Origin of the sequence: Mesorhizobium sp. B2-4-13, assembly GCF_006658535.1 — a bacterium.
Taxonomy (GTDB): domain Bacteria; phylum Pseudomonadota; class Alphaproteobacteria; order Rhizobiales; family Rhizobiaceae; genus Mesorhizobium; species Mesorhizobium australicum.
The window spans coordinates 564,272-589,519 of record NZ_VFVB01000003.1 but is presented as its reverse complement, the minus strand read 5'-3'; the positions used below and the strand labels follow the sequence as shown (position 1 = coordinate 589,519).

Annotated in this window: 20 protein-coding genes; 14 read left to right on the top strand and 6 right to left on the bottom strand. The window is 64.9% G+C overall.

Annotated elements, in window-relative coordinates; all coding sequences use genetic code 11:
• Positions 1-11: 11 nt before the first annotated feature.
• Complete coding sequence (locus FJ936_RS10850; RefSeq protein WP_015318970.1) at positions 12-986, bottom strand: sugar-binding transcriptional regulator; 975 nt, start codon at positions 984-986, stop codon at positions 12-14.
• Between the two features lie 265 nt (positions 987-1,251).
• Between FJ936_RS10850 and FJ936_RS10845 the strand changes: the two genes are divergently transcribed.
• On the top strand, positions 1,252-1,977 hold the full coding sequence (locus FJ936_RS10845) for an MgtC/SapB family protein (RefSeq protein WP_141906557.1): 726 nt from the start codon (positions 1,252-1,254) through the stop codon (positions 1,975-1,977).
• A gap of 74 nt (positions 1,978-2,051) precedes the next feature.
• Here FJ936_RS10845 and ftsZ read toward each other — a convergent pair whose 3' ends face one another.
• Positions 2,052-3,089 carry a cell division protein FtsZ gene (gene ftsZ / locus FJ936_RS10840; RefSeq protein ID WP_141906556.1) on the bottom strand — a complete coding sequence of 346 codons (1,038 nt, stop codon included), beginning with the start codon at positions 3,087-3,089 and terminating at the stop codon, positions 2,052-2,054.
• A 433-nt stretch (positions 3,090-3,522) separates the two neighbouring features.
• Between ftsZ and FJ936_RS10835 the strand changes: the two genes are divergently transcribed.
• The 3 genes from FJ936_RS10835 (at position 3,523) to FJ936_RS10825 (ending at position 8,063) form a co-directional block, all read left to right on the top strand.
• Complete coding sequence (locus tag FJ936_RS10835) at positions 3,523-5,583, top strand: N,N-dimethylformamidase beta subunit family domain-containing protein (protein ID WP_141906555.1); 2,061 nt, start codon at positions 3,523-3,525, stop codon at positions 5,581-5,583.
• A 183-nt stretch (positions 5,584-5,766) separates the two neighbouring features.
• Complete coding sequence (locus FJ936_RS10830) at positions 5,767-6,465, top strand: GntR family transcriptional regulator (protein ID WP_015318974.1); 699 nt, start codon at positions 5,767-5,769, stop codon at positions 6,463-6,465.
• 242 nt (positions 6,466-6,707) lie between these two features.
• The gene (locus FJ936_RS10825; RefSeq protein WP_141906554.1) at positions 6,708-8,063 is read left to right on the top strand and encodes a glutamine synthetase family protein; all 1,356 of its coding nucleotides are present in this window, start codon (positions 6,708-6,710) and stop codon (positions 8,061-8,063) included.
• Between the two features lie 4 nt (positions 8,064-8,067).
• On the opposite strand, the gene FJ936_RS10820 is transcribed toward FJ936_RS10825, so the two are convergent.
• Positions 8,068-8,928, bottom strand: a complete 861-nt coding sequence (locus FJ936_RS10820) for a MurR/RpiR family transcriptional regulator (RefSeq protein ID WP_140661518.1) — start codon at positions 8,926-8,928, stop codon at positions 8,068-8,070.
• A 151-nt stretch (positions 8,929-9,079) separates the two neighbouring features.
• On the opposite strand from FJ936_RS10820, the gene murA reads away from it, so the two are divergent.
• The 9 genes from murA to FJ936_RS10770 all read left to right on the top strand — a co-directional run bounded on the left by murA (position 9,080) and on the right by FJ936_RS10770 (position 19,887).
• On the top strand, positions 9,080-10,336 hold the full coding sequence (murA, locus tag FJ936_RS10815) for a UDP-N-acetylglucosamine 1-carboxyvinyltransferase (protein ID WP_141906553.1): 1,257 nt from the start codon (positions 9,080-9,082) through the stop codon (positions 10,334-10,336).
• Positions 10,333-11,214, top strand: coding sequence for an N-acetylglucosamine kinase (locus FJ936_RS10810; RefSeq protein WP_140787973.1), 882 nt, complete (start codon positions 10,333-10,335; stop codon positions 11,212-11,214). Before murA ends, FJ936_RS10810 begins: the two co-directional genes overlap by 4 nt.
• A 169-nt stretch (positions 11,215-11,383) precedes the next feature.
• Positions 11,384-12,307, top strand: coding sequence for an N-acetylmuramic acid 6-phosphate etherase (murQ, locus tag FJ936_RS10805; protein WP_140787971.1), 924 nt, complete (start codon positions 11,384-11,386; stop codon positions 12,305-12,307).
• A 120-nt stretch (positions 12,308-12,427) separates the two neighbouring features.
• Positions 12,428-13,939 (top strand): ABC transporter substrate-binding protein, encoded by a 1,512-nt coding sequence (locus FJ936_RS10800; RefSeq protein ID WP_140787969.1) that lies wholly within the window; start codon positions 12,428-12,430, stop codon positions 13,937-13,939.
• Between the two features lie 31 nt (positions 13,940-13,970).
• On the top strand, positions 13,971-14,930 hold the full coding sequence (locus FJ936_RS10795; RefSeq protein ID WP_140715197.1) for an ABC transporter permease: 960 nt from the start codon (positions 13,971-13,973) through the stop codon (positions 14,928-14,930).
• Entirely contained in the window at positions 14,930-15,769 is an 840-nt protein-coding gene (locus FJ936_RS10790) for an ABC transporter permease (protein WP_140617422.1), read from the top strand. The genes FJ936_RS10795 and FJ936_RS10790 overlap by 1 nt, the downstream gene beginning before the upstream one ends.
• Complete coding sequence (locus FJ936_RS10785; RefSeq protein ID WP_140787967.1) at positions 15,766-17,514, top strand: ABC transporter ATP-binding protein; 1,749 nt, start codon at positions 15,766-15,768, stop codon at positions 17,512-17,514. The genes FJ936_RS10790 and FJ936_RS10785 overlap by 4 nt, the downstream gene beginning before the upstream one ends.
• 250 nt (positions 17,515-17,764) lie before the next feature.
• Positions 17,765-18,772 carry a serine hydrolase gene (locus FJ936_RS10775; protein ID WP_140787965.1) on the top strand — a complete coding sequence of 336 codons (1,008 nt, stop codon included), beginning with the start codon at positions 17,765-17,767 and terminating at the stop codon, positions 18,770-18,772.
• Complete coding sequence (locus FJ936_RS10770; protein ID WP_141906552.1) at positions 18,772-19,887, top strand: anhydro-N-acetylmuramic acid kinase; 1,116 nt, start codon at positions 18,772-18,774, stop codon at positions 19,885-19,887. Before FJ936_RS10775 ends, FJ936_RS10770 begins: the two co-directional genes overlap by 1 nt.
• Here FJ936_RS10770 and FJ936_RS10765 read toward each other — a convergent pair whose 3' ends face one another.
• From FJ936_RS10765 to FJ936_RS10755, 3 genes are read right to left on the bottom strand one after another with little or no spacing between them, the layout of a single operon-like run.
• Positions 19,888-20,313 (bottom strand): GNAT family N-acetyltransferase, encoded by a 426-nt coding sequence (locus tag FJ936_RS10765; protein ID WP_140787964.1) that lies wholly within the window; start codon positions 20,311-20,313, stop codon positions 19,888-19,890.
• A 28-nt stretch (positions 20,314-20,341) separates the two neighbouring features.
• On the bottom strand, positions 20,342-21,697 hold the full coding sequence (locus FJ936_RS10760; RefSeq protein WP_140787962.1) for a sigma-54 dependent transcriptional regulator: 1,356 nt from the start codon (positions 21,695-21,697) through the stop codon (positions 20,342-20,344).
• On the bottom strand, positions 21,694-23,649 hold the full coding sequence (locus tag FJ936_RS10755; protein ID WP_141906551.1) for a sensor histidine kinase: 1,956 nt from the start codon (positions 23,647-23,649) through the stop codon (positions 21,694-21,696). The genes FJ936_RS10760 and FJ936_RS10755 overlap by 4 nt, the downstream gene beginning before the upstream one ends.
• Before the next feature lie 165 nt (positions 23,650-23,814).
• On the opposite strand from FJ936_RS10755, the gene FJ936_RS10750 reads away from it, so the two are divergent.
• Positions 23,815-25,143 carry a dicarboxylate/amino acid:cation symporter gene (locus FJ936_RS10750; protein ID WP_141906550.1) on the top strand — a complete coding sequence of 443 codons (1,329 nt, stop codon included), beginning with the start codon at positions 23,815-23,817 and terminating at the stop codon, positions 25,141-25,143.
• The last annotated feature ends 105 nt before the right edge of the window (positions 25,144-25,248 follow it).

The window sequence follows — 25,248 nt, the reverse complement described above, 5'->3', positions numbered from 1 at the left end:
ACTGTTGCCGGCTACCCGACCGGCGTCTCTTCCACGAGCGATCGCGCCGTGCGCTCGTCGGTTATCAGGCCCTTGAGATAGCGCCCCTCCAGCACCGACTTGATGGCGCGAACCTTGATCCTGCCGCCAGCGACGGCGACAATCCGGCGGCTGGCGATATCCTCGCGCGCCAGTGCCAGCGCCCGGTTGGAAACGGTCGTCGCCACTGCCTTGCCGGCCTCGTCAAAGAAATGGCCGAGCAATTCGCCGACACCGCCATTGCGACGGATCTCCTCCATCTCGCCCTTCTCGATCATGCCGGTGGCGACAAGCGAAGCCTCGCGTTCGGCGGTGCCGATGCCCGCAAACAACAGGTCGGCAGATCTGGCGAGATCGAAGACCTCACTAATGCCCTTCTGGCCCAGCAGCACGATGCGGTCCTCCGCCGTGTTGGCGAACATCGGCACCGGCATCACATAGGCTTCGGCACCGGTGCGTTCGGCGAGACGGTGGATGACATCATGCGGGTTGGCCGAGAATTTCCGCGTCAGGCCACCAAGCAGCGAGACGAAACGGATGCGGTCGGTGGTGGTGCGCGGCAGATATTCCACGCAGGCCGCGAGCGTGCGGCCATGGCCGACGCCGATCAGCGCCTGCTCGCCGCGCTCGATCTCGCGCTTGAGGAACTGCGCGCCGGCGATGCCGAGCGCCTTGAGCGGCAGATCCTCGGAATCGAAATCCGGAACCACCTCGCAATAGTCGAGGCCGTAGCGGCGGGACAATTCGTCCTCGAGCTCGACGCATTCCGACACTTCGCCGTCGATATAGACCTTCACCAGGCCTTCCTGGTTGGCCTTGGTGATGAGGCGGTGCGCCTTGAGGCTGGTCAGCCCCAGCCGCTTGGCGACCTCGGACTGGGTCAGGCCGCCGGCGTAATGAAGCCACGCGGCCCGCGCCGCCATGCTGGCATCATCGTCCCGCAAAAGGCCGTTTCCAAAACCAACCACGTTTCCGTCCCGGTGATATTTTTATCAGTTGCTGCAAAATTTTTCACACGGATCGGCCGAAGTCAAGCGCCACCTTCAAATCGCGTGGCGTTTGGTCCGCTGCCGCGCGACGGTTCGGCCGGGAACCTCAGGCGGGCAAAAAGGTTCTTACATCGACAGCCCGAGGTCGCGACGTACCGGCCAGCCGCAAGCAACGTCGTCAGCGAGGGCGCCGAAATCCTGGGAAAAATGGAGGGCGGAGCACCAGCGCCGCCCTGACAGGGCGATGTTCGAGCCGCTTTGCTGCGATATGCCACTTCATCCGACATGGCCCGATCTTGTCGCCCGGTTGCTGCTTGCGCTGCTGGCTGGTTTCCTCATCGGCCTGAACAGGGAAGCGCGTGGCCACACCGCCGGGCTTCGCACGACCATCCTGGTCGCCCTGGCGGCCGCTGTGGCCATGATCCAGGCCAACATACTGCTAGATACCACGGGCAAGGGAATGGACTTCTTCGCCAGCATGGACGTGCTGCGTCTGCCGCTTGGCGTGCTGACCGGCGTCGGCTTCATCGGCGGCGGCGCCATCCTTCGGCGCGGCGATCTCGTAACTGGAATCACCACCGCGGCCACCATGTGGATCATGACGATGATCGGACTTGCCGTTGGCGGCGGCCAGTTTGGTCTTGCGGCAATTGCAACCGTGCTGACGCTACTGACACTTCAGGTGTTGAAATGGGTCGATCTCAAGTTGCCGCGCGACCACCATGCGATCCTGTCGGTTTCCTGGGCAAAAGAATCCCCACCTGACCTTCCGGAGATGGTGCGGCCGCTCGGCTACGGCGCGCGCCTTGCCAAGATCGAGCATGATCCCAGCCGCGACCGCTTCGTGTACTCGTTCAATCTCGAATGGAGGCAGTCCGACGCCGCCGAACCCTCGACGGAAATCCTGGCGCTGGCCGCGCGCGAATGCGAGATCGAGCGATTCGAGTTCATCGGCGAGAAGGCGTCCTGAAGAGCAATTTTTCTGCCCCGGGACGCGGCAGATACCGCGGGTCGCCTGCCCGGGAGGTCAATCGAAGAGAAAGGTTACTGCAAGGTCCGTGCGGCGGACGACACGGAATGGCCATGTGCCATGCCGGCATCGGCATCACCCTCGCTGAGCGAACGATCGAGGCCCGTCGCCACCACCGAGACCCTGAAGCGGCCTTCCATGCTCTTGTCGAAGATGGCGCCGACGATGATGTCGGCGTCCTCATAGACCTCTTCACGGATGCGCGTGGCCGCCTCGTCGACCTCGAACAGGGTCATGTCCCGGCCGCCCGAAATCGACACCAGCACGCCCTTGGCGCCCTTCATCGACATTTCGTCGAGCAGCGGATTGGCGATCGCGGCTTCCGCCGCCTTCATCGCCCGGCCTTCGCCCGAAGCCTCGCCGGTTCCCATCATGGCGCGGCCCATGCCGCGCATCACCGATTTGACGTCAGCGAAGTCGAGATTGATCAGGCCTTCCTTGACGATGAGGTCGGTGATGCAGCTGACGCCGGAATAAAGCACCCTGTCGGCGATGACGAAGGCATCGGCAAAAGTGGTCTTGGCATCGGCGATCCGGAACAGGTTCTGGTTGGGGATCACGATGACGGTGTCGGCGGCCTCGCGCAGCCGCTCGATGCCTTCTTCGGCCATCTGCATGCGGCGCCTGCCCTCGAAGGTGAACGGCTTGGTGACGACGCCGACCGTCAGGATGCCGGCCTTGCGCGCCGCCTGGGCGATGATCGGGGCCGCACCGGTTCCGGTGCCGCCGCCCATGCCGGCAGTGACGAAACACATGTGGGTGCCGGCCAGATGATCCATGATCTCGTCCAGCGATTCTTCGGCCGCGGCACGGCCGATCTCGGGCAACGAGCCGGCGCCAAGGCCTTCCGTGACGTGCGCGCCAAGCTGGATCAGCCGCGTCGCCTTCGACATGGTCAGCGCCTGGGCATCGGTGTTGGCGGCAATGAACTCGGTTCCCTGAAGCTGTTCCACGATCATGTTGTTGATCGCGTTGCCGCCGCCGCCGCCGACGCCGATCACGGTGATCTTGGGTCTCATCTCGGAGATTTCCGGCTTCTTGAACTCGGCCATGCCTGCTTCTCCTTCGCCAATTGCGCGCGCTTCACGACCCACAAACAGACTGCCTGCAAGACATTGCAATCGAGCGGCATGACGCGAATCAGTCCGTTCGGATGGGTACCCCAAAAAGCCAGAGAGCGGCCGGACGTGCAAGTGCGTGGAGGTCAAGTTTTGTGAAGAGGCCAACCTACGAGAACGACTGTCCGGTTTCGGACGATCGCGATAATGTCGTCGTGGATCAGGCACCAAGCGGATGCTGCGATGGACGCCTAGAACTCGCATTTGCCGGTGGCCATCGATGGCTGAGCGAGATTTCTACGAACTTCGTCAGCAAGCAAGGCCGCGGGGATATAGGCCCTCCAGACCCAAAGGTATGAAAAGAATTGTCCAGTTTGCCATCGATGAGAGTGCGACAGCCGGGATCGCGACGCGGATTTATGCGGCGATGAAACGCCCCGTCGATCACGGCGCCATGGCCGTCTCAGGCTATACCGTTCCCTGGCATACAGCGGCCGGAACACCAGTCGCCCTTCATGTCTCGTCGTCGCGGCCGGTACGCGACGTGCGCGTCGTACGGCTCGACACGCAAGCGGCCGAGCCGATGGGCTGGCGCGTCGAGCCGACGGGAAATGCCGTGTCCCATCGCGATTTCGATCACGGATCCTTCCTCAGGGTTGCGGCTGCGGAACTCGCCAAGGCCACCGAGATCGAAGGCGTCGCCTTCGAAGTATACTTGACCCGCAACGATGGCGCGCGCGTGCTGTTCGAGAGCGAAAACCTGCGCCTCGGCTTGCAGGACGGACGGCTGATATCAGGCGACGACGGCAACTCGCTCGATAGCGGCGTGGTCTTGCCGGCAAACACCTGGCTCAAGGTCGAGATTTCGTCGAGCGACGGCGCGACCGTGCTGCGGATCGATTCGGACGATCTCCTGTCGCCGTTTCGCCTGGATCGTCGATTCGACCTGCCGTGGCGGCTCCTGCCCGGTGACATGGTCTTCGGCACCAGCACGGCAAACGATGTCAGGTCGCTCAACGCGAAATTCTCGGCGGTCTCCCTGCAAACCGCGGCCGGTCGTATCGCCTGGACGTTTCCAACCCTGCTGCCGAGCGGCCCGCTCGCCTCGACAGGCACCGATCGCGTCCTCTTCCTGGAGACGATCAACCAGCCCGCCTTCTGCATGACCTCGCGCCGCTGGGACGGGTCGAGTTTCGACCCCCGGCTGGTGCCGTCGCATTACGACGCCGTGCATTGCCATGACGACGACATGGGGGCGTTGCAGTGGCCGGCCTCATACCAATTGCAGGTTCCCGCCGAGGCGCCGGCCGGGGTCTATGCCTTCGAGGTCGGTCACGATGAAGGATCGGAGCGTATCGTCTTCTTCATCACTTCGTCGGAGCGCCGGGCGCCGTTGTTGTTCCTGGTGCCGACGGCCACCTATCTCGCTTACGCGGACGAATTCCTGCCGGCGCATCTCTACGAATGGATGTGCGAAGATCGCGGCCATCGCTTCGCGATCGATAACAATCTGAAGTCGCTCTACGACTATCACAGCGACCTCAGCGGCGTGTCGATCTGTTTCACCAGGAAGCCCAAGGCGACGCTGCGTGACGACTACAAGTATCCGCTCTGCGGCTGCCCGCACAATCTGCCGGTCGACCTGCATTTTCTACGCTTCTGCCACAACAATGATATCGCCTTCGATCTCATCACCGACCGCGACCTGCACGAACTGGGTCTTGCCGGCCTGCAGGAGTATCAGGCGGTCATCACCGGCAGCCATCCCGAATACATGTCGGTCGAGATGGAGCATGCGCTGCGCCAATTCGCGGCGGCGGGCGGCAGCATCGCCTATCTCGGCGGCAATGGCTTTGCCGGCAAGGTGGCGTTCCAGGACGATCTGATGGAATTGCGCCGCTCGCCGCTCGAGGCGGGCCGGACCTGGGACGGCCCCATCGCCGAACAGTCACTGTCGATTACCAACCAGCCGGGAGGCTACCTGCGCGCCAGCGGGCGCGGCGAGTTCTCGCTGACCGGCGTCGCCATCTCGCTGATGGGTTTCGATGGCGCGCGGCCTTTCACGCGTACGCCGGAAAGCCGTCAGCCCTCGGCCGCGTGGTTGTTCGACGGCGTCACCAGCGAGACCTTCGGCGACGAGGGCATCGTGCTTGGAGGCGCCGCCGGCTACGAGGTCGATGCCACCGACCCGCATCTGGGCACATCCCCCGACACCATGGTCATTGCCCGCGCGACCGGATTCCCGGACAGCTTCGTCCATGACGCGACGCGCTGGTACGAAGGAGGTGACAGAGAGCGCGACGAGCGCCGCTGCGCGGAGATGACGCTGCGCCATCTGCCCTCGGGCGGTCTGATCTTCTGCGCGAGTTCGGTCGCCTGGTGCGGCGCCTTGCCCGCGGGCGATGCCATGAACGACGTCGGCCGGATCACCAGGAATTTGCTGACGCATCTGGCGTTGGAAAAGAGCGGGCCGGCTCCGGATCGATAGCCGGAAAGGAAGGCAGCCCGCCGCACCGGCCGGCTCCGGCGGTTGCTTGCCGCGCAACGATCGAAGCGTCTATCATGCCCGATCAATCGGCGGCTTGGGTGTTCCCACCATGCCGAGCCTAAGCTTTGTCCGCGGCGCGCGTCGTCAGGTCATTTTCAGAACGGATGAAGGTGCGCCCCGCCAATGGCCGGCAGAACACATTTCGGTTTGACCGCCGTCGACACCGTGCCCTTGCACGAGAAGGTCTATCTGGAGCTTGTGCGAGCCCTGATGTCGGGCCAATTCCTGCCCGGCCAGAAGCTGACCTCGCGCAAGCTCGCCAGGGAACTCGGCACCAGCGACATGCCGGTGCGCAGTGCCTTCATGCGGCTGCAGGCATTGCGTGCACTGAGCCCGATGCCGAATGGCAGCGTCGAGGTGCCGGTGATCTCGGCCGAGCGATTCTCGCAATTGACCGCCGTGCGCACACTGCTCGAAGGCCCGGCGACCGAGCTTGCGACGAAACTGATCAACGGCAACAATCTGCGGGCGATCCGACGCCATTGCACAGAACTGACCCTGACGGCCCGCAAAGGCGATATCGGCGACTATCTCAGGAAGAACCACGATTTTAAATTCTCGATCTATCGCCATTGCGGCAACGAGCAGATGATCTTCCTGATCGAGACAGTGTGGATGCAGGTCGGCCCGTTTCTCAGAAACCTCGCCGTGGGGTTCGAGGACGACCTCTCCTCCATCCTGGATATCGACTATCACGAGGAAGTCGTTGCCGCGATCGAGGCGCAGGACGGTGCGCGAGCGCGGGCGGCCATCGTTCGCGACATCGACGAAGGTGCTGCCCACATCCTGCGGCAGGTCAGGTTCCCGGAAGCGAGGAGCTAAACCGGTGTCTCCTGCACCCCAGATGCCACTTGGCTTTCCCTTGCCTTGTCGCTATGTTGCGATCGCAGATCGCGCAATTGGTTCCTGAAATGCCTCCCGACATACCGGCTAATGACTTGAAAAGATGAAGGAAACTTTTCCGACCGATGTCGGAGGTGCCTTCATGAACTCATCAGCTGCTTTGTCGTAAAAATAGGGTGCTCGCCTCAGATGCGACACCGCAGGGAACCAGAGGTTTGAAATTGAGCGATGCAATTGCGGACGTTTTGAACTGGCTTGAAAGCCGAAGCGACATCCAGAGCCTGAGGGCCGCGGTGTGCGACCTCAACGGCATCATGCGGGGAAAGCGCATCCCCGTCGAGCAGGCCCGCAAGGCGCTGGAGGGCAAGCTGCGCATGCCCTACTCGCTGATCGGGCTCGACGTCTGGGGCGAGGACATCGAAGGCAACAGCCTGGTCTTCTCGACCGGCGATGCCGATGGCCTTTGCCAATGGACGGGTCGCGGCATTCTGCCGGTGGATTGGACGGCGCATCCGACGGCGCTCGTCCCGCTCTGGCTCGCCGATGAGAGCGGAGCGCCCTATCTAGGCGACCCCCGGCGGGCACTGGCCCGCATCCTCGATCGCTACAAGGCGCTCGGCCTGACGCCGGTCGCGGCGACCGAACTGGAATTCTATCTGGTCGATCCGCAATCGCAGCGGCCGGTCGGACCGGTCTCACCGGTCACCGGACGGCGCCTCGATTCCGACGCGGCGCTGTCGATCGACGAAATCGACGATTTCGAAGCGTTCATCCACGACATCTATGAAGCCTGCCGGGCGCAAGGCATTCCCGTCGACACGGCAATCGCCGAAAACGGCGTCGGCCAGTTCGAGATCAACCTGAACCATGTCGCCGACGCCCTGCGGGCGGCCGACGATGCGGTGTTGTTCAAGCGCACGGTGAAGGGCATTGCCCGCAAACACGGCTTTGCCGCCTGCTTCATGGCCAAGCCCTATGGCGACCGCGCCGGCAACGGCTTCCATGTCCATTTCAGCCTGGTCGATGCCGATGGGCGCAACGTGTTCGACGACGGCACCGACCAGGGTTCCGACACCATGCGACACGCGGTCGGCGGGCTGCTGGCGGCGATGGCCGAAAGCACGCTGGTGTTCGCGCCGCACTTCAATTCCTACCGCAGGCTGCGCCCGAGATCCTACGCTCCGACCGCGGTCGCCTGGGGTTACGAGAACCGCATGGTCGCGATCCGCATCCCCGGCGGCCCGACCGGCGCGCGCCGCATCGAACATCGCGTCTCGGGAGCCGACGCCAACCCCTATCTCGTGCTTGCCGCCATACTGGGCGCCGCGCTGATCGGCATCGAGAAGCAGATGTCGCCAGGCGACCCGGCGGGGAATGACGGGCAAGGCGTTGCCCCGGCCAAACTGCCGCCGGACTGGGCGTCGGCGATCGCAACCTTTGAAAGCGGGACGCATGTGGCGGAGATATTCCCGGCGATCCTGCGCGACTCCTTCGTCGCCTGCAAACGCCAGGAATTGAATACGTTTGCCCTCAACGTCAGCGATTTCGAGATCGAGACCTATCTCGAAAGCGTCTGAGGCCTTAAGACGAGCGCTCGGCCTTCAGCACCGTGACCGCCGCCTCGCTGTTGTGAACGTAGTCGTTGGCGTCGGGCTGCTTCTGTACCAGCAGAATGAACAGAAGGTCGGTCAGCGTCAGTTGCGCGTCGCGCGCGGTGATGGAGGAAGAGCGCGCGCGTTCCTCGTCGGCGAGGGTGTAGAGGCGGATGTCGGCGACGCGGCTCAGCGGATTGTCGTGCAGGCCGGTGACGGCGATCACCGTCGTGCCACGCTTGCTGGCAAGCTCCGCGATACGCAAGGTTTCGATGCTGGCGCCGGAATAGGACAGCGCGAACAGCACATCGTCAGGCCCGAGCGTCGAGGCGTTGGCCATCTGGATGTGGCTGTCGCTGTCATGCAGCACATTGCGGCCGAGCTTCATTAGCTTGTATGAAAAATCGCGCGCCACCAGCGAGGAGGCGCCGACGCCGACCAGATGGATGCGCCGCGCGCCATCAAGCAGGTCCAGCGTCCTGGAGAGGATGCGCTCGCTGTTGGCGGCGACGGTCTGCTGCATCGACAGCAGCTTGCTGCCGATCAGCTTCTTCAGGATGACCGGAAAAGTATCACCCACCTCGATCGAGCCATGGATGACGCCGGCCGGCACCTGCCAATCCTGCGCCTTGGCCTCGCTGACGGCGAGCTTGAGCTCCTGATAGCTGGCATAGCCGAGCTTCTGGCTGAACTTGACGACGCTAGACTGGCTGCGGCCGATCTCGGCCGCAAGTGCCGCCGTCGACAGCCGCAGCATCTGGTCGGGATTGTCGATGATATAACGGCCGATCTCGCGGTCGCCGGGCGCCATGCCGTCGAGCTCGGCACTGATCCTGCTTAAGACGGACACGGAAATCCCTCGCTCTTCACTGCAAGACGAGGAATAAATTATTCCAATTTTGATTGACAGCCAAGAACGCAGAATTAATTCTCAGCTCGACCCGGGGTCGCTCGGGGATTCCCCGGGCAGGTCACCGGATGTGGCCGTCAAGGTTTCAGCCATGGACAGATTGCGGATCGTCGGCGGACGGAGATTGGAAGGCGCGGTCACCATATCGGGCGCCAAGAATGCCGCTTTGCCGCAGATCGCGGCTGCGCTGCTCAGCCCCTACCCGCTGGAACTGACCAACCTGCCCGATGTGACCGACGTCGAAAACATGCTCGGCGTGGTGCGACTTCATGGCGCCGAAATCACCCGGTCCGCCCATGCCGCCACAATCGACACAAGTACCGCCGTTTCCAAGGAGACCTCCTACGACACGGTACGAAAAATGCGGGCGACGGTGCTTGTCCTGGCGCCGTTGCTGGCGCGGTTCGGCCATGCCCGGGTTTCGCTGCCGGGCGGCTGCGCGATCGGCGCGCGGCCGGTCGACATGCATGTCGCCGCACTCGCCGCGCTTGGCGCCAGGATCGCCGTCGAGAACGGCCTGATCGTCGCCTCGGCCCCGAACGGGCTGACCGGCACGCGCATCGTGCTCCCCTCGCCATCGGTCGGGGCGACGGAAACCGCCATGATGGCGGCGACCGCGGCCAAGGGCGAAACCGAGATCCTGAACGCAGCGCGCGAGCCGGAAGTGGCCGATCTCGCCGCCTGCCTCGTTGCCATGGGCGCGCGCATCGAGGGCGCCGGCACACACCGTATCCTGATCGCGGGCGACACCAGCTGGCAGGCCGCCAGGCACCACATCATCCCCGACCGCATCGAGGCCGGCACTTATGCCATCGCGGCCGCCATCACCGGCGGCCAGCTCGAACTGACGCACGCCCGGCTCGAGCACATGGCCTCGGTGGTGCAATTGCTGGAGGCGACCGGCGTCAGCGTCTGGCCAGGCGATCGCGGTCTGATCGTGTCGCGCGACCGACCGCTCAAGGCCGCGGATCTGACGACGGAACCCTATCCGGGCTTTCCGACCGACCTGCAGGCGCAGTTCATGGCGCTGATGTGCTGCGCCCAGGGTGCGTCGCTGCTGCGCGAAACCATTTTCGAGAACCGCTTCATGCATGTGCCCGAACTGATGCGGCTCGGCGCCAACATCAAGCTGCAAGGCACCATGGCGCTGGTGCGCGGCGGCGAGAAATTGCACGGCGCGCAAGTGATGGCCACCGATCTGCGGGCTTCGGTGTCGCTGGTGCTGGCGGCGCTGGTCTGTGAAGGCGAGACGACAATCAACCGCGTCTATCACCTCGACCGCGGCTACGAGCAACTGGACCGCAAGCTGCGCCTGTGCGGCGCCGGCATCGAGCGGCTGGGCGCATGAATACCGAAGCGGATTATTTTCTCGGCGTCGATGGCGGCGGCACCGGTTGCCGCGCCCGTCTCGAGGACGCGCAAGGCACGGTGCTGGGACAGGGCCTGTCGGGGCCGGCGACGACGCGGCTCGGCATCGAGGCAGCCTGGGCCTCCATCGCCAAAGCTTTCGGCGCGGCGATCGAGGAAGCAGGTTTCGCGCCAGCCGAAACCGCCAAGATCCATGCCGGCATCGGCCTTGCCGGCATCGGCCGCAAAGGCGCGCTTGAGGCGTTGCGGGCAATCGCGCATCCCTTTGCCAGCATCGACTTCGTCAGCGACGGCATCGGTGCCTGCCTTGGCGCGCATTCCGGCCGGGACGGCGCCATCGTCATCGCCGGGACCGGCTCGATCGGCCTCGGCTTCGTCGAGGGCCGCGACCTGCGCGCCGGCGGCTACGGGTTTCCGATCTCCGACGAGGGCAGCGGCGCCGACCTTGGACTGAAAGCCGTGCAACTGGCATTGCGCGCCCATGACGGCCGCCACGAGCGCACGGCGCTGCTGGCGGAGGTCATGCAGCGCTTCGCGGGCGACCCCATGGAGGCTGTCGCCTGGATGGACCGCGCCAGCGCCACGGACTATGCCGCGCTTGCACCTATGGTGATGCGCCATGCCGACCAGGGCGACCCCGTGGGGCGCCGCATCGTGCAAGGTGCCGCCGAACAGATCGACACGCTGGTGCGGGTGCTGTTCGAGAAGGGCGCGCCGCGCGTGACGTTGCTGGGCGGCCTCGCCAGCCCGCTCGAACCCTGGCTTTCTCCCGATGTGCGCCGCCGCCTGAAGCCCGCCGACGGCGACGCCGCATCCGGCGCGATCATTCTTGCCAAGCGTTCGGTTTGCAAGGGATAGCCAACGTGGGCCGGAATAAAATATTCCAAATCTCTGTTGACGATACGAATATCAAATTCTAAAAAGTTAACAAAGAAAAACTGCGATGACGGACCCCAAGGTCCGTCCGCACTGGCTGCCAGTCGAGTCATGCCGGGCGCCGTGCGGCAGAATTTTTGAAAGCGCTGGGATGACCGAGCAAGGATTGATGTCTGAGCTGGATCGCTTGGTTTCCGAGGGTCGGAACCCAAGGACCGTCGACATCGATCTGCTGCCGACCCTCGACGTGCTGCGCAGGATCAATGACGAGGACAAGGTCGTCCCAGCGGCCGTCGAAAAGGTGCTGCCCGAGATTGCCGCCGCGGTGGACCGGATCGTGCTTGCCTTCCAGAGGGGCGCGCGCCTCATCTACATGGGCGCCGGCACCAGCGGCCGGCTTGGCGTGCTCGACGCTTCGGAATGCCCGCCGACATTCGGCGTGCCCGAAGGCATGGTGGTCGGCCTGATTGCCGGCGGGTCCGACGCGCTGGTGCGCTCGCTCGAAGGCGCCGAGGATGACCCGAAGATGGGCGCCAAGGCCTTGCAGGGGATCGGACTCACACCCGACGACGTGGTGGTCGGCATCGCGGTCAGCGGACGCACGCCCTATGTCATCGGCGGGCTGACCCATGCCAGGCAGATCGGCGCAACGACGGTCGCCCTCTCCTGCAATCCGGCATCGGCCATTGCCGGTATCGCCGACATCGCGATCTCGCCGGTCGTCGGCCCCGAAGTGCTCACCGGCTCGACGCGGCTGAAATCGGGAACCGCGCAGAAGCTGGTGCTCAACATGCTGACCACGGCCTCGATGATCCGGATCGGCAAGAGCTACCAGAATCTGATGGTCGACCTGAACCCATCGAACAGGAAGCTGGTGGCCCGGGCGATCAGGATGGTCATGCAGACGACCGGCTGTACCGCGCCGCAGGCGCGGCAGGCGCTCGACCGGACCGGCAAGGACGTCAAGTTGGCGATCCTGGTGACCATCACCGGCCTCGACGTGGACGCGGCGCGGGCCGCTTTGTCCAGGGCCGGAGGGTTCCTACGAAAGGCGATCGGCGACGAAGCGACCTGAAGCCGCTTTAGACAAGACGGCGTCAAGCCGCATAGACTGGGCCGACACTCCATAGCATGTGTGCCTTGGAAGCGGTCCTCGGAAACTGCAAGGCATCGAGTTCAATAATGGGAGACGAGAATGGTTCATCTTACAAGAAGGCTGCTTTCGGGCATCACCCTTGCCGCGATGCTCGGCATCGGGACGGTTTCGGCGCAGGCGGCGACGCTGCACATGGCCTGGTCCCAGGACGCCACCGGGCTTGATCCGCACAAGCAGACGGCCTTTTCGTCGCTGCGGCTTTTGGAGCTGATCTATGAGCCGCTGGTGCGCGTCGACGCCAGCCTGCGGATCATCCCCGCCATCGCCTCCTCCTGGGAGTTTTCGAAGGACGGCAAGGAGCTGACCTTCAAGCTCGATCCCAAGGCGAAATTCCAGGACGGCACGGCGGTGACCCCGGCCGACGTGAAGGCGTCGTTCGAGCGCATTCTCGACGAGAAGACCGGCGCCGCCGCCCGCGCCAACTTCCTGTCGATCGCCAGCATCGACACGCCGGATGCAGCGACCGTCGTGTTCCACCTGTCGCAGGCCGACGCGCCTATCCTGACGGCAATGAGCGACGTCAACGCGGCCATCGTTCCGGTGGCCGAGATCAAGGCCGGCTCGATCGGCACCAGGACGGTCGGTTCGGGCCCGTTCAAGCTCGACAAGTGGGATCCCAACGCCAAGGAAGTCTTGAGCGCCAACAAGAACTGGGCCGGCGGCGCGACCGGCGTCGACGGCATCGAGATCAGTGTGCTGCCCGACGAGGCGGCGATCCTCGCCGCCATGCGCACCAAGCAGATCGATTTCGCCTTGCTCAACGATCCGCTCGTCGCCACGCTGGTGCCGAAGGAAGCCAACTTGCAATTGAACCGCGTGCCGGTGCTGGCCTACAACGTGCTACAGCTCAACCCGTCGCGGAAGCCGATGACCGAGCTCAAGGTGCGCCAGGCGATCTCCTGCGCCATCGACCGGCAGGAGGTGCTGGACACCGCCGCGCTGGGCGAAGGCAAGGTCACCGGACCGCTGACCATCCCGGCGCTGGCCACCGATCCCAGCCAGTTGTTCTGCTACAAGCGCGATGTCGAAAAGGCCAAGAAGCTGATGGCCGAGGCCGGCTTTGCCGACGGCTTTTCGGCGACCGTGATCGGCGCCACGGGCGAGCCGCCGACGGCAGCGGCCGAAGCCCAGGTCATCCAGTCGCAGCTCGCCGAAATCGGCGTCAAACTCGATATCAAGATGATGGAGCTCAACGTCTATGTCGACGCCTGGCTGAAGGGCGATTTCGACATGGCGATCGCGCTCAATGGCGGCCGGGCCGACCCCTATACCATGTACAACCGCTACTGGACCAAATCAGGCAATCTGCAAAAGGTGGCGAACTACATCGACGATACGCTCGACAGCCTGATGCAGCAGGGCCGCGCAGAGACCGATCCGGCCAAACGCAAAGCGATCTTCGCCGAATTCGAGAAGCACCTCGCCGAAATGTCGCCGTGGATCTGGCTCTACACCTCCTATAGCTATACGGCGCAACAGAAGAACATATCCGGGTTCGTGCCGACGCCGACCGGCACGCTGTTCAGCCTGAGCAAGGTGACGATCCAGTAGCTTCGGCAACGGGACGAGAGGTCTTCCTGGCGTGAACTATCTCCTGCGACGGCTGGCGACGTTTCCTCTCGTGCTGCTTGGCGTGTCCATCCTGGTCTTCGTCGCGATCCGGATGGTGCCCGGCGATTCGATCACGGCGATGCTGGGCACCGAGGCCGGCCTGCTGACGCCGGCACAACGGGATTCGCTCGCCGCCTATTTCGGCATCGACCAGCCCTGGTTCGTCCAGTACTGGCGCTGGATCGGCGGCATCCTGCACGGCAATTTCGGCATATCCGTCACCTATGGCAGGCCGGTTCTCGACGTCATCCTCGAGCGCTTCCCGCTGACCTTGGAGCTGGCGCTCCTCTCTATGATCATTGCACTTGCCGTCGGCATGCCGGCCGGCATCTACGCCGCCACTCACAACGAGAAGCTGTCCGATCTCGGTGTGCGCGTCGTCGCCATGATCGGCCAGTCGACGCCGAGCTTCGTGCTTGGCTTGCTGATCATCTACACGCTGTCGGCGGGCTTCGGCGTACTGCCGGCGATGGGTGAATTCGTGCCGCTCTGGCAGGATCCCTTGCGCAATCTCAGCCAGTTGATCCTGCCCGCCATCACGCTGGGCTTTGCCTTCGCGGCGTCGGTCACCCGCATTGCGCGATCGGCAATGCTCGACGTGTTGAGCGACGATTATGTGCGCACCGCACGCAGCAAGGGCGCTTCGGCGCGCAGCGTCATCTGGCGGCATGCGCTTCCCAATGCGCTGATCCCTGTCGTGACGCTGAGCGGCATAGAATTCGGCTACCTCCTGGGCGGCGCCGTCATCGTCGAACAGATCTACGCCCTGCCCGGCCTCGGACGCATGGTGCTCGACGCGATCCTGCAGCGCGATTACGCGCTGGTGCAGGGCAGCGTGCTGTTCATCGCCTTCAACTTCATGATCGTCAATCTCCTGGTCGACCTCGCCTATGTCGCGCTCGATCCGCGCATCCGGCTGGGGGAACAGTGATGCGCATCCTGCGTGCCATCTTCGGCCATGGCAGCGGCCGCATCGGCGGCGTCATCGTGTGCGTCTATCTGCTGCTTGCCATCCTCGGCCTGCTCGGGCTGACGCCGCACAATCCGATCACGCAGTACCGTATCGACCGGCTGCATGCGCCCAGCGCCGCCTACTGGATGGGCACCGACCTGTTCGGCCGCGACGTCGCCAGCCGCCTGATGGCGGGCATCGGCCAGTCTTTTACCGTCGCCTTCTTCTCGGTGGCCTTCGCGGCGCTTGCCGGAACGATCCTGGGGTTGGCCGCCGCCTGGCTCGGGCGCCGCTGGGACGGCGTCGTGATGCGGATCATGGACGTGCTGCTGGCCTTCCCGGCGATCCTCCTGGCGCTGCTCATCGTCACCGTTGCCGGCCCCGGCACCTGGACCAGCGTCGTTGCCATCGGCATCGTCTACACGCCGATTTTCACGCGCGTGGTGCGGGGCCCCGCGCTGTCGCTCAAGACACGCGAATTCGTCGATGCCGCGCGAACCTTCGGCAGCAGTTCGAGCTATATCGTCACGCGCCACCTGCTGCTCAACCTCGTGGCGCCGTTGACTGTGCAGGTGACGCTGGCGCTCGCCTGGGCGCTGCTGACCGAAGCCGGCTTGAGCTTTCTCGGCCTTGGCACGCAGCCGCCCGCCGCGTCGCTCGGCCTGATGCTGAGCGACAGCCGCAATTTGATGGAAACGGCACCCTGGCTGCTGATCTTCCCAGGCCTGGCGATCATGATCAGCATTCTGGGCTTCAACCTTTTGGGCGACGCCTTGCGCGACATCCTCGACCCGAGGATGCGGAGCGCGTTCGCATGACCCCGCTCTTGTCAGTCTCGGACCTGCGCGTCGGCTTCGGCCGCGACCCCCGGGCCAACGAGGTGGTGCGCGGCGTCAGTTTCGATATCGCCGATGGCGAGACGCTGGCCATTGTCGGCGAAAGCGGCTCGGGCAAGTCGGTGACGGCGCTGTCGATCAACCGGCTCGTCGATTTCGGTGGCGGCCGCATCACTGGCGGCTCGATGAAGCTCAAGCGGGCCAATGGGACCGTCTTCGAGTTGACGACCGCGACCGAACCGCAACTGACCGGCATTCGCGGCGCCGAGATCGGCATGATTTTTCAGGAACCGATGACCTCGCTCAACCCGGTGCTGACCATCGGCACCCAGATCGAGGAATCGTTCCGCCTGCATCGCGGCCTGACCGGCCGGCAGGCTACTGCGGCAGCCAAGGACGCACTCGACCGCGTGCGCATTCCCGATGCCGCAAGGCGGCTGAAATACACGCCCAACCAGCTGTCCGGCGGCATGCTGCAGCGGGTGATGATCGCCATTGCACTGGCCTGCAACCCGCGCCTGCTGATCGCCGACGAGCCGACGACGGCGCTCGACGTTACCGTGCAGGCACAGATCATGGCGCTGCTTGCCGAGCTGAAGCGCGAAAGCGGCATGTCCGTCATCTTCATCACCCACGATATCGGCCTGGTTGCCGGCATCGCCGACAAGGTGATGGTGATGCAGAACGGGCAGGCCGTCGAACAGGGTGAGCTCAACCGGATCCTCGACAGCCCCCAGCATCCCTACACCCAGCATCTGCTGCACGCCGTGCCGCATTTCGCCAGCGGTCGCGCGACGCGCTCGGATGGGCAACGCGACAACGGCGCGAGCGCCGAACCGGCCTTGAAGGTCGATGGCCTCGTGGTTCGGTTTCCCCTCAAGAGCAGTTTCTTCAGCCGCGCCACCGGCGCGGTGCATGCCGTCGACGGCGTCGATTTCGACCTGATGCACGGCGAGACGCTGGCCATCGTCGGCGAAAGCGGTTCGGGCAAATCCACTGCCGCCAAGGCGGTGCTAGGGCTTGTGCGGCCGGCGCGCGGCGGCTTCTCGGTCGGCGCCCGAGCGGCCTCGCCGAGGCGCAGCGCCAGGCCCATACAGATGGTGTTCCAGAACCCTTATGCCTCTCTCAATCCAAGGCTGACGATCGAGAGCATTCTGGCGGAACCCGTGATCGCCACCGGCGGCCGGGTGGATGCCGAAACGCGGGCCAGAATGGCGCGCCTGCTGGAACGCGTCGGCCTGCCCAAGAACAGCCTCGAGCGCTATCCGCATGAATTCTCCGGTGGCCAGCGGCAAAGGCTGTGCATTGCGCGCGCGCTGATGCTCAACCCGTCCGTCGTGGTCCTCGATGAAGCAGTGTCGGCGCTCGATGTGTCGGTGCAGGCCAAGGTGCTGGAGTTGCTGGTCGACCTGCAGCGCGAGTTTGGGCTGGCCTATCTGTTCATCTCGCATGACATGGCGGTGGTCGAGCGGATCGCGCACCGCATCGCCGTCATCTATGCCGGCCAGATCGTCGAGATCGGCGACGCACAGTCCGTGCTGTCGAAGCCGAGACATTCCTATACGAAGAAGCTCATATCAGCCGTTCCGGCTATCGACCGTCGGCGCGAGCATTTCGAGATCGACACACGCCAGGTGCCTTCGCTGGTGCGCCCGCCAGGGTTTGAGCCGGCGCCGGCGCGATGGGAGCAGTTTGGCGGGGATCATATGGCGAGGGTGGAGGTGTGATGGACGGTGCACTGGGATATGCACGGTCGGCGGGACAGCACCCCCCTCTGGCCTGCCAGCCATCTCCCCCGCAAGGGGGGAGATTAGCAGCTTCGGCATCCCGCCCCTTCCTGCGACGTCGGCGATTCGCGAGAGCCGCTATTACGGCCAATCTCCCCCCTTGCGGGGGAGATGTCCGGCAGGACAGAGGGGGGTGCGAAGGATCGCCGACTTTTCCGTTTGACGACATGCCCACGTGCGGTGGCCGGCATTGAGCCCCCTCGCCCGGCTCTTCGATCGCGCGTTCCAACCGCTCGCAGCGGCAGTGGCGGCCAAGCGCATTCCCGGCGGCGTGCTCGGCCTGGTCGGCAGAAATGGCGAGCGCATCACCAGAGCGATCGGCTCCGCGCAGCTTGTGCCTAAGGTCAGGCCGATGACTGTTGAGACCTGGTTCGACCTGGCGTCGCTGACCAAGGTGATCTTTACCACGCCGCGTATCCTGGCGCTGGCGCAGGACGGCATCATCGATCTCGACGCGCCGCTGATTTCCCTGCTTCCCGACCTTCGCCAGTATGACGCGAACGCATGGGAGCGGGAGGTGACGTTTCGCCAGTGCCTGGGCCACCAGACGCCCTTTCCGGCCGTCGAGCCGATCTACACCTATGGGCGGGACCCCGAGCTGCTGCGCGCCTTCGTCCTGCAGCGCGAATGGCGGGCGCGCGATCCTGTCTATTCCGACATCAACTTCATCCTGCTCGGCTTTGCGATGGAGCGGCTGTCGGGCAAGAGCATCCGCGCCATGGAACCCGGCCCAGGCTTTGCCTGGTTCGCGGAACCCGATGCCGCCGCGGCGACCGAGGACTGCACCTGGCGCCATCGCGTGCTGTCCGGCGAGGTCCACGACGACAATTGCTCGGCGCTGCAGGGTGCGGGTCATGCCGGCCTGTTCGGCACAGCTGCTTCGGTGCTCGATTTCGCCTGGGGATTGCTGGACGGAACCGGCGCATCCGAACGGTTGATCGCGCTGATGCGCGAGCCCCTGTCGGCCACCCGCACCCATGGCTGGGAGCGCCCTTACCAAGGCTGGTCCGGCGGTGCGCTGTGCGGTCCGGGAACGATCGGCCACACCGGCTTCACCGGCACAGGATTGTGGATCGACTTCGACAAGGGCAAGGCGTGGACCTTGCTTACCAACCGGATCCATCCGACACGTCATTTCGACAGCGGCATCGTTCAGCTTCGGCAAGCGGTCGGCGACCTCATCAATGGAGCTCAATGATGGAACCAATCTGGGCCGTCGGCCTGATGACCGGCACGGTGCTTGACGGCAACATCGATGTCGCCCTGATCAAGACCGATGGCGAGCGGATAGACGATTTCGGCACTTACCGGCTGATGCCCTATCCCGCGTCGATCCGGTCGCTGCTGGAAGAGACGCTGGCGGCGGCGCGGGCCTGGAATTTCACCGGGCCGGAACCTGCGATTTTTCGCAAGGCCGAAGAGGCGCTGACGCGCGCGCAGTCGGCGGCGGTGAAGGAACTCGTGGAAGGTTACGGCATGACGATGGCCGAGATCGGGGTCGTCGGCTTTCACGGCCAGACCGTGCTGCATCGCGCGCCGCAGGTCGGACGGCTCGGCCAGACCCGGCAGCTCGGCGACGGCGAGCTCATGCATGCCATCCTCGGCACCAAGGTCGCCTACGATTTCCGCTCGGCCGACATGCGCGCCGGCGGACAAGGCGCGCCTTTGGCCGCTGCCTATCACACCGCGCTGATGCGCGGCGCCGGCGCCAGTGGCGAGGTGGCGGTGCTCAATCTCGGCGGCGTCGCCAACATCACCTGGTGGGACGGCGCCGACAATGTCATCGCCTTCGACACCGGCCCCGCCAACGCGCCGCTCAACGACTTCATCAAGTCGAAGGGGCTCGGCGAAATGGACCGCGACGGCGCGCTTGGCGGCGCGGGAAAGGTGGACGAAGCCCGGCTCGCCAAGCTGTTGCAGCATCCCTATCTGACCAAGGCCTATCCGAAATCACTCGACCGTTTCGATTTCGGCGCGGCCATGGCCGACAGCCTGAGCGCCGAGGATGGCGCGGCCCTGCTCACCGCCTTCACCGCGTCCGCTGTCGGCAAGGCGCTCGACCTTCTGCCCAGCCGGCCGAAGATGCTGGTGGTCAGCGGTGGCGGTCGCCACAACCCGACAATGATGGCGATGCTCGCCAGCCGCGCCGGGGTCGAGGTCGTGCTGGCCGAAAGCCTCGGCTGGAGCGGCGACGCGGTGGAGGCGGAGTGTTTTGCCTTCCTCGCGGTTCGCGTGCTGCGCGGCCTGCCGATCAGTTTCCCGAGCACGACGGGCGCGCCGCGGCCGATGCGCGGCGGAAAGCTGGCTGGCTGATCAGTCGACCAGTTTCTTCCGCAGGAAGATGCGGCTGCGGCCGACCGGGAAATCGGCCAGCGTCCCGAAAGGCTGGTAGCCTTGCCTCTGATAGACCTTGGCGGCGTTGGGATTGAATGTGTCGATCCAGGCGTTTTGGCAGCCGCGCGCCACGGCTTCGCGTTCGGCCGCGTCGAGCATCCGGCCTGCCATGTGCTGGCCGCGCAGCCTTTCGTCGACCCACAGCCACTGCACGTAGAGCCAGCCCCAGGCGGTGTAGCCTGAAATGCCGGCGACGATCGCCCCGATCTCGTCGCGCACGAACACCGCCAGCGCCTTCCTTTCGGACGCGCCGACATCGCCGTCGTTGAACGCCGTCAGCCGTTCGCTGAGAAAGGCGAGTTCTTCCGGAAGGGGAGCGGCGGTCGTTTCAAGTATCGTGTTCATGGCTTTTCGGGATACTCGCTTGGAAACGTCAAGAGGGACGGAAGTCAGATGCGGCGATGCCATAGCGCTTGAGCTTGTCGTAGAACGTCTTGCGCGGCACGCCGAGCGCGTCGATGGCGCCGCGCACGTCGCCGCCATGGTCGCGCAGCGCGTCGCGGATGAGCTGCGCCTCGTAATGCCCGACCCGCTCCGGCAGTGCGGCGGCAGGCGCTGGCAGTCGTGCGGGCGAGGACCTGGTTTCGTCATCGGGACCAAGACCGAGCGCGACGCGATCGGCGAAATGGGCGAGTTCGCGCACATTGCCCGGCCAGTCATGCGACTGGAGATGATGGCTCACGGCGGCGTTCACCTTGGCGACAGGCCGGCCAAACCGTTTCGCCGCCTTGCCAAGGAAGTGGCCGAACAGCATCTCGATATCGCCGCGCCGCTCGCGCAGCGGCGGAATGCGCAGCGTCACCACGTTAAGGCGGAAATAGAGATCCTCGCGAAAACCGCCGCGCTGGTCCTGCCGGCCGAGATCGACCTTGGTCGCCGCGACGACCCGGAGATCGAGGCGCCTTGTTTCGTTCGAGCCGAGCGGGGTGAGGCTGCGCGTCTCCAGCACCCGCAACAGCTTGACCTGCAGGGCCGGCGGCATGGATTCGATCTCGTCGAGGAACAGCGTGCCGCCGCTGGAATGCTCTATGCTGCCGATCCGCCGTCGCTGCGCCCCGGTAAACGCGCCGGCCTCGTGGCCGAACAGCTCGCTTTCGATGACGGTCTCGGGCAGAGCGCCGCAGTTCAGTGCCACGAACGGCTTTGCACGCCGCCGGCCCCACCGGTGCAGGAGGTCGGCCACCACTTCCTTGCCGGTTCCGGTCTCGCCTTCCACCAGCACGTCGACGTCCATGTCGGCGATCTGGCGCAAGGTCTCGCGCAACCGCCTTATGGCCGGCGCTTCGCCGATCAACGGCATGCCGTCCGCGGCAAGTGCGGCGGCTTCGCGGAGCCGCCGGTTTTCCATCACCAGCCGCCGCTTCTCCGATGCACGTTTCAGCGCCTCCACCAGACGCTCCCCCGCATAGGGTTTCGGGATGAAATCATAGACCCCATCCTTGAGCGCGGCGACCGCAAGATCGACATCGCCATGCCCGGTGACCAGGATCACCGGCAAGTCGGGATCAACAGCCTTGACGCGGTCGAAGAGTTGCAGCCCATTCATGCCGGGCATGCGGATGTCGCTGACGACCACACCCTCGAAGTCCCTGTCGACGACACCAAGCGCTGCCTCGGCGGCGTCGAGCCCGATCACCGTGAAGCCGGCAAGTTCGAGCAGTTGCGTGGTGGCATGCAGCAGATCCGCATCGTCGTCGACGAGCGCGACCAGCCCTGATCCCTGCGTCATTCGATCCGCCTCAAGTCGATGGTGAAGGATGCGCCGCTGGCGGTGCCGGGGTCGAGCCGCAGCGTGCCGCCCAATTCCTGGGCGATCTCCTGCGAGATCACCAGGCCGAGGCCAAGCCCCTTCTCCTTGGTGGTCTGGAACGGCATGAACAGATTGGCGGCGGCGTCCTGATCGAGGCCGGGGCCATTGTCGCGCACCGAAATCAGCACGCGGTCGCCGCGTTCGGCGAGGTCGATCTCAATGCGGGGATCAGGCCGGTCCTTCATGGCGTCCAGCGCGTTCTGCAACAGGTTCACGAGGATCTGCTCCAGCCGGATGCGGCTTGCCATCACCAATGGCGATGCGGTGCCGCCCGGCTTGACGATGGTGACGCCGGAATCGCGGATGCGGCCGGACAGCAGCGACAGCGCGCCCTCGATCGCCTCGCGTACCGGCAAGGGCGAGGCAGCGACGCCAGGCCGTCGCGCAAAGGTGCGCAGCGTGCTGGTGATCGCGCCGATGCGCTCGGTCATCGAGACGATCGAGGTCAGGTTGCCGCTTGCCGGTTCGGTCTTGCCGGCCTCGAGAAAGCGGCGGGCATTCTCGGCATAGGTGCGGATGGCGGCGACCGGCTGATTGATCTCATGCGCCACGCCGGCGGCGATCTGGCCGAGGATGGAGAGCCGGTTGGCCTGGGCAAGATCGTCGCGCAGCCGGCGGACCTTGGCCTCGGCGTTTTCGCGCTCGGCGATTTCGCCGGCAAGGGCCGTGTTCGATCGCGTCAGTTCGGCGGTCCGGGAACTGACCCGGCTTTCGAGTTCGGCATTCATGCGCGCCAGCGCCTCCTGCCGCAGCCGGCGTGTGCGCCGGCGCCGGGTGAACGCATAGGCAAGCAGCCCCATCAGCAGCAGCCCGAGCAGTGTCGTCAGGCGCGCCGTGTTGGCGGCGGCGGTCAATGCGGCATCGGCGGGCGTCAGCAGCCACAGGCGCCAGCCGGGGACGGCACCGGGCAAGTCCTGCACCACCTCGACGAACCGACGCGATTTTCCGGCTTCTTCGATCGTCGCCAGGCCGTCACCGGCGCCACGCCGTATCAGCAGCGGCTCGAAGGCGGCGTCGACCAGTTGAAGCTGGTCATGCGCCGCGGCGGCATCCGCGGCGGAGAGCGGCGCCAGCGCATGGAACCGCCAGTCGGGCTGGCTGGTGGCCAGAACGACGCCGCGCTCGTCGGTGACGAAAACGAGAAAGCCGCTCGCCCGCCAATTGGCTTCGACACCGCCGAGTTCGACCTTCAGAACCGCGACGCCAAGCGGTTTGCCACCGTCGTCGACACGGCCGGCAAGGTAGAGTCCCGGCTTGCCGCTGATCGTGCCGAGGCCATACTGGCTGGCCGCGCCCTTGGCCATCGCATCGGTGAAATAGTGGCGAAAATTATAATCGATGCCGACAAAGCTGTCCGGCTGGCCGGCATTGCTGGCCGATATCGCCATGCCCGCCGTGTCGATGACATAGATGGCGGACGCCGACGCATCGCCGGCTATGGCCTTCAGCTTGGCGTCGAGCGCTGTTTCCTCGACTTTCCCGGCGCGGCGCAGCGCATCACGCACCGCATCGTCGCGCGCCAGCACCAGCGGCACGAGACGTTGCTTTTCGATTTCGCCGGTCAGGGTTCCGGCCGCCAGCGGCAAGGCGGCCAATGCCCCGTCGCGCAGGTCATCGGCGGCCTGACCCTCGGCGATGCGCCCGGCGGTTGCAACCGCGCCGGCAAGCACAGAGAGCGCTATTGCCGTAAACAGCCAACGGCCACGCAGGCGCGCTACCGCTTCGCGCAGCAGGTCGCGGCCGGCAAACCCGGGGGATCCGCTATCGATGCGCTGTTGTGGCGTCGGCCCTCTCCCTTTGCTCCCCGGCTTTGCCCCCAGTCTAATGCGAAATTCCGCCCGGGCAAACAAGGCCTGTGCGGAAATCCGCACAACTCCCCGTCAAAGGCAAGGCAGGAACGGCTGAACCCAGGGATTCCGGCCTATCCGGCATCTGGCACAGCGCTTGCAAAGTTCTTGCAGCGGCGGGCGACCGGAACGCCGCGATGGGAGAAGTCACGCAGGGCGGGTTCCGTCCATCCGGCCAGGGAGAGTTCGATGCATATCGCAGACCAATCCGCCGCGCCCGCCGCGCAGCGCAAGCCCCTCTATGCCCAGCTCTACGTGCAGGTGCTGGTGGCGATCACCGTGGGCATCCTGCTCGGCCACTATTATCCGTCGATCGGCGAGAGCATGAAGCCATTGGGCGACGCCTTCATCAAGCTGGTCAAGATGATCATCGCCCCGGTCATCTTCCTGACGGTGGCAACCGGCATCGCCGGCATGAGCGACCTGCAGAAGGTTGGCCGCGTCGCCGGCAAGGCGATGCTCTACTTCCTCACCTTCTCCACGCTGGCGCTGATCATCGGCCTTGTCGTGGCCAATGTCGTGCAGCCAGGCGCCGGCTTCAACATCGATCCGGCGACGCTCGACGCCTCGACGGTCAACACTTACGCGGCCAAGGCACATGACCAGTCGGTCACCGGCTTCCTGATGAACATCATTCCCGGCACGATCGTCGGCGCCTTCGCAGACGGCGACATCCTGCAGGTGCTGTTCTTCTCGGTCCTGTTCGGCATCGCGCTGGCGCTGGTCGGCGAGAAGGGCACGCCGGTGCTCAATTTCCTGCAGGCGCTGATGGCGCCGATGTTCAAGCTGGTCAGCGTGCTGATGAAGGCAGCCCCGATCGGCGCCTTCGGTGCGATGGCCTTCACCATCGGCAAATACGGCATCGGCTCGGTCATCAACCTCGCCATGCTGGTCGGAACCTTCTACGCGACCTCGTTCCTGTTCGTGTTCGTCGTGCTCGGTGCCGTCTGCCGCTACAACGGCTTCTCGATCCTGTCGCTGATCCGCTACATCAAGGAAGAGCTGCTGCTGGTGCTGGGCACCTCATCGTCGGAAGCGGCATTGCCCTCGCTGATGGAGAAGATGGAAAAGGCCGGCGCCAAGCGTTCGGTGGTCGGCCTGGTCATCCCGACCGGCTATTCCTTCAATCTCGACGGCACCAACATCTACATGACGCTTGCCGCCCTGTTCATCGCCCAGGCGACGAACATCCATCTGTCGATATCAGACCAGATCCTGCTGCTGCTGGTGGCGATGCTGTCGTCCAAGGGTGCCGCCGGCATCACCGGGGCAGGCTTCATCACCTTGGCCGCCACGCTTTCGGTGGTTCCCTCGGTGCCGGTCGCCGGCATGGCACTGATCCTCGGCGTCGACCGCTTCATGTCGGAATGCCGGGCGCTGACCAACTTCGTCGGCAATGCGGTGGCGACGCTGGTCGTGGCGCGCTGGGAAGGCGAACTCGATGAGGCCAAGCTGGCGAGAGCGCTGGCTGGGAGCGCCGACGACAGCCTGCCGGCGGACATCGTTCCCGCCGAGTGATCCACCGTTTCATACGACGGATAATGGCCGCAAGCACGCCGCTTGCGGCCATGGTCATGTTTCATCGCTATCAGACGGCTTTGCGCAGCGGTGGCACGGCCTTGC

What these genes read in the sequence shown, in the direction of transcription:
- FJ936_RS10845 (WP_141906557.1), top strand. Translation starts at nt 1,252, where the DNA reads ATGTTCGAGCCGCTTTGCTGCGATATGCCACTTCATCCGACATGGCCC.
- ftsZ (WP_141906556.1), bottom strand. Translation starts at nt 3,089, where the DNA reads ATGGCCGAGTTCAAGAAGCCGGAAATCTCCGAGATGAGACCCAAGATC.
- FJ936_RS10835 (WP_141906555.1), top strand. Translation starts at nt 3,523, where the DNA reads ATGAAACGCCCCGTCGATCACGGCGCCATGGCCGTCTCAGGCTATACC.
- FJ936_RS10830 (WP_015318974.1), top strand. Translation starts at nt 5,767, where the DNA reads ATGGCCGGCAGAACACATTTCGGTTTGACCGCCGTCGACACCGTGCCC.
- murA (WP_141906553.1), top strand. Translation starts at nt 9,080, where the DNA reads ATGGACAGATTGCGGATCGTCGGCGGACGGAGATTGGAAGGCGCGGTC.
- FJ936_RS10810 (WP_140787973.1), top strand. Translation starts at nt 10,333, where the DNA reads ATGAATACCGAAGCGGATTATTTTCTCGGCGTCGATGGCGGCGGCACC.
- murQ (WP_140787971.1), top strand. Translation starts at nt 11,384, where the DNA reads ATGACCGAGCAAGGATTGATGTCTGAGCTGGATCGCTTGGTTTCCGAG.
- FJ936_RS10800 (WP_140787969.1), top strand. Translation starts at nt 12,428, where the DNA reads ATGGTTCATCTTACAAGAAGGCTGCTTTCGGGCATCACCCTTGCCGCG.
- FJ936_RS10790 (WP_140617422.1), top strand. Translation starts at nt 14,930, where the DNA reads ATGCGCATCCTGCGTGCCATCTTCGGCCATGGCAGCGGCCGCATCGGC.
- FJ936_RS10785 (WP_140787967.1), top strand. Translation starts at nt 15,766, where the DNA reads ATGACCCCGCTCTTGTCAGTCTCGGACCTGCGCGTCGGCTTCGGCCGC.
- FJ936_RS10770 (WP_141906552.1), top strand. Translation starts at nt 18,772, where the DNA reads ATGGAACCAATCTGGGCCGTCGGCCTGATGACCGGCACGGTGCTTGAC.
- FJ936_RS10765 (WP_140787964.1), bottom strand. Translation starts at nt 20,313, where the DNA reads ATGAACACGATACTTGAAACGACCGCCGCTCCCCTTCCGGAAGAACTC.
- FJ936_RS10760 (WP_140787962.1), bottom strand. Translation starts at nt 21,697, where the DNA reads ATGACGCAGGGATCAGGGCTGGTCGCGCTCGTCGACGACGATGCGGAT.
- FJ936_RS10750 (WP_141906550.1), top strand. Translation starts at nt 23,815, where the DNA reads ATGCATATCGCAGACCAATCCGCCGCGCCCGCCGCGCAGCGCAAGCCC.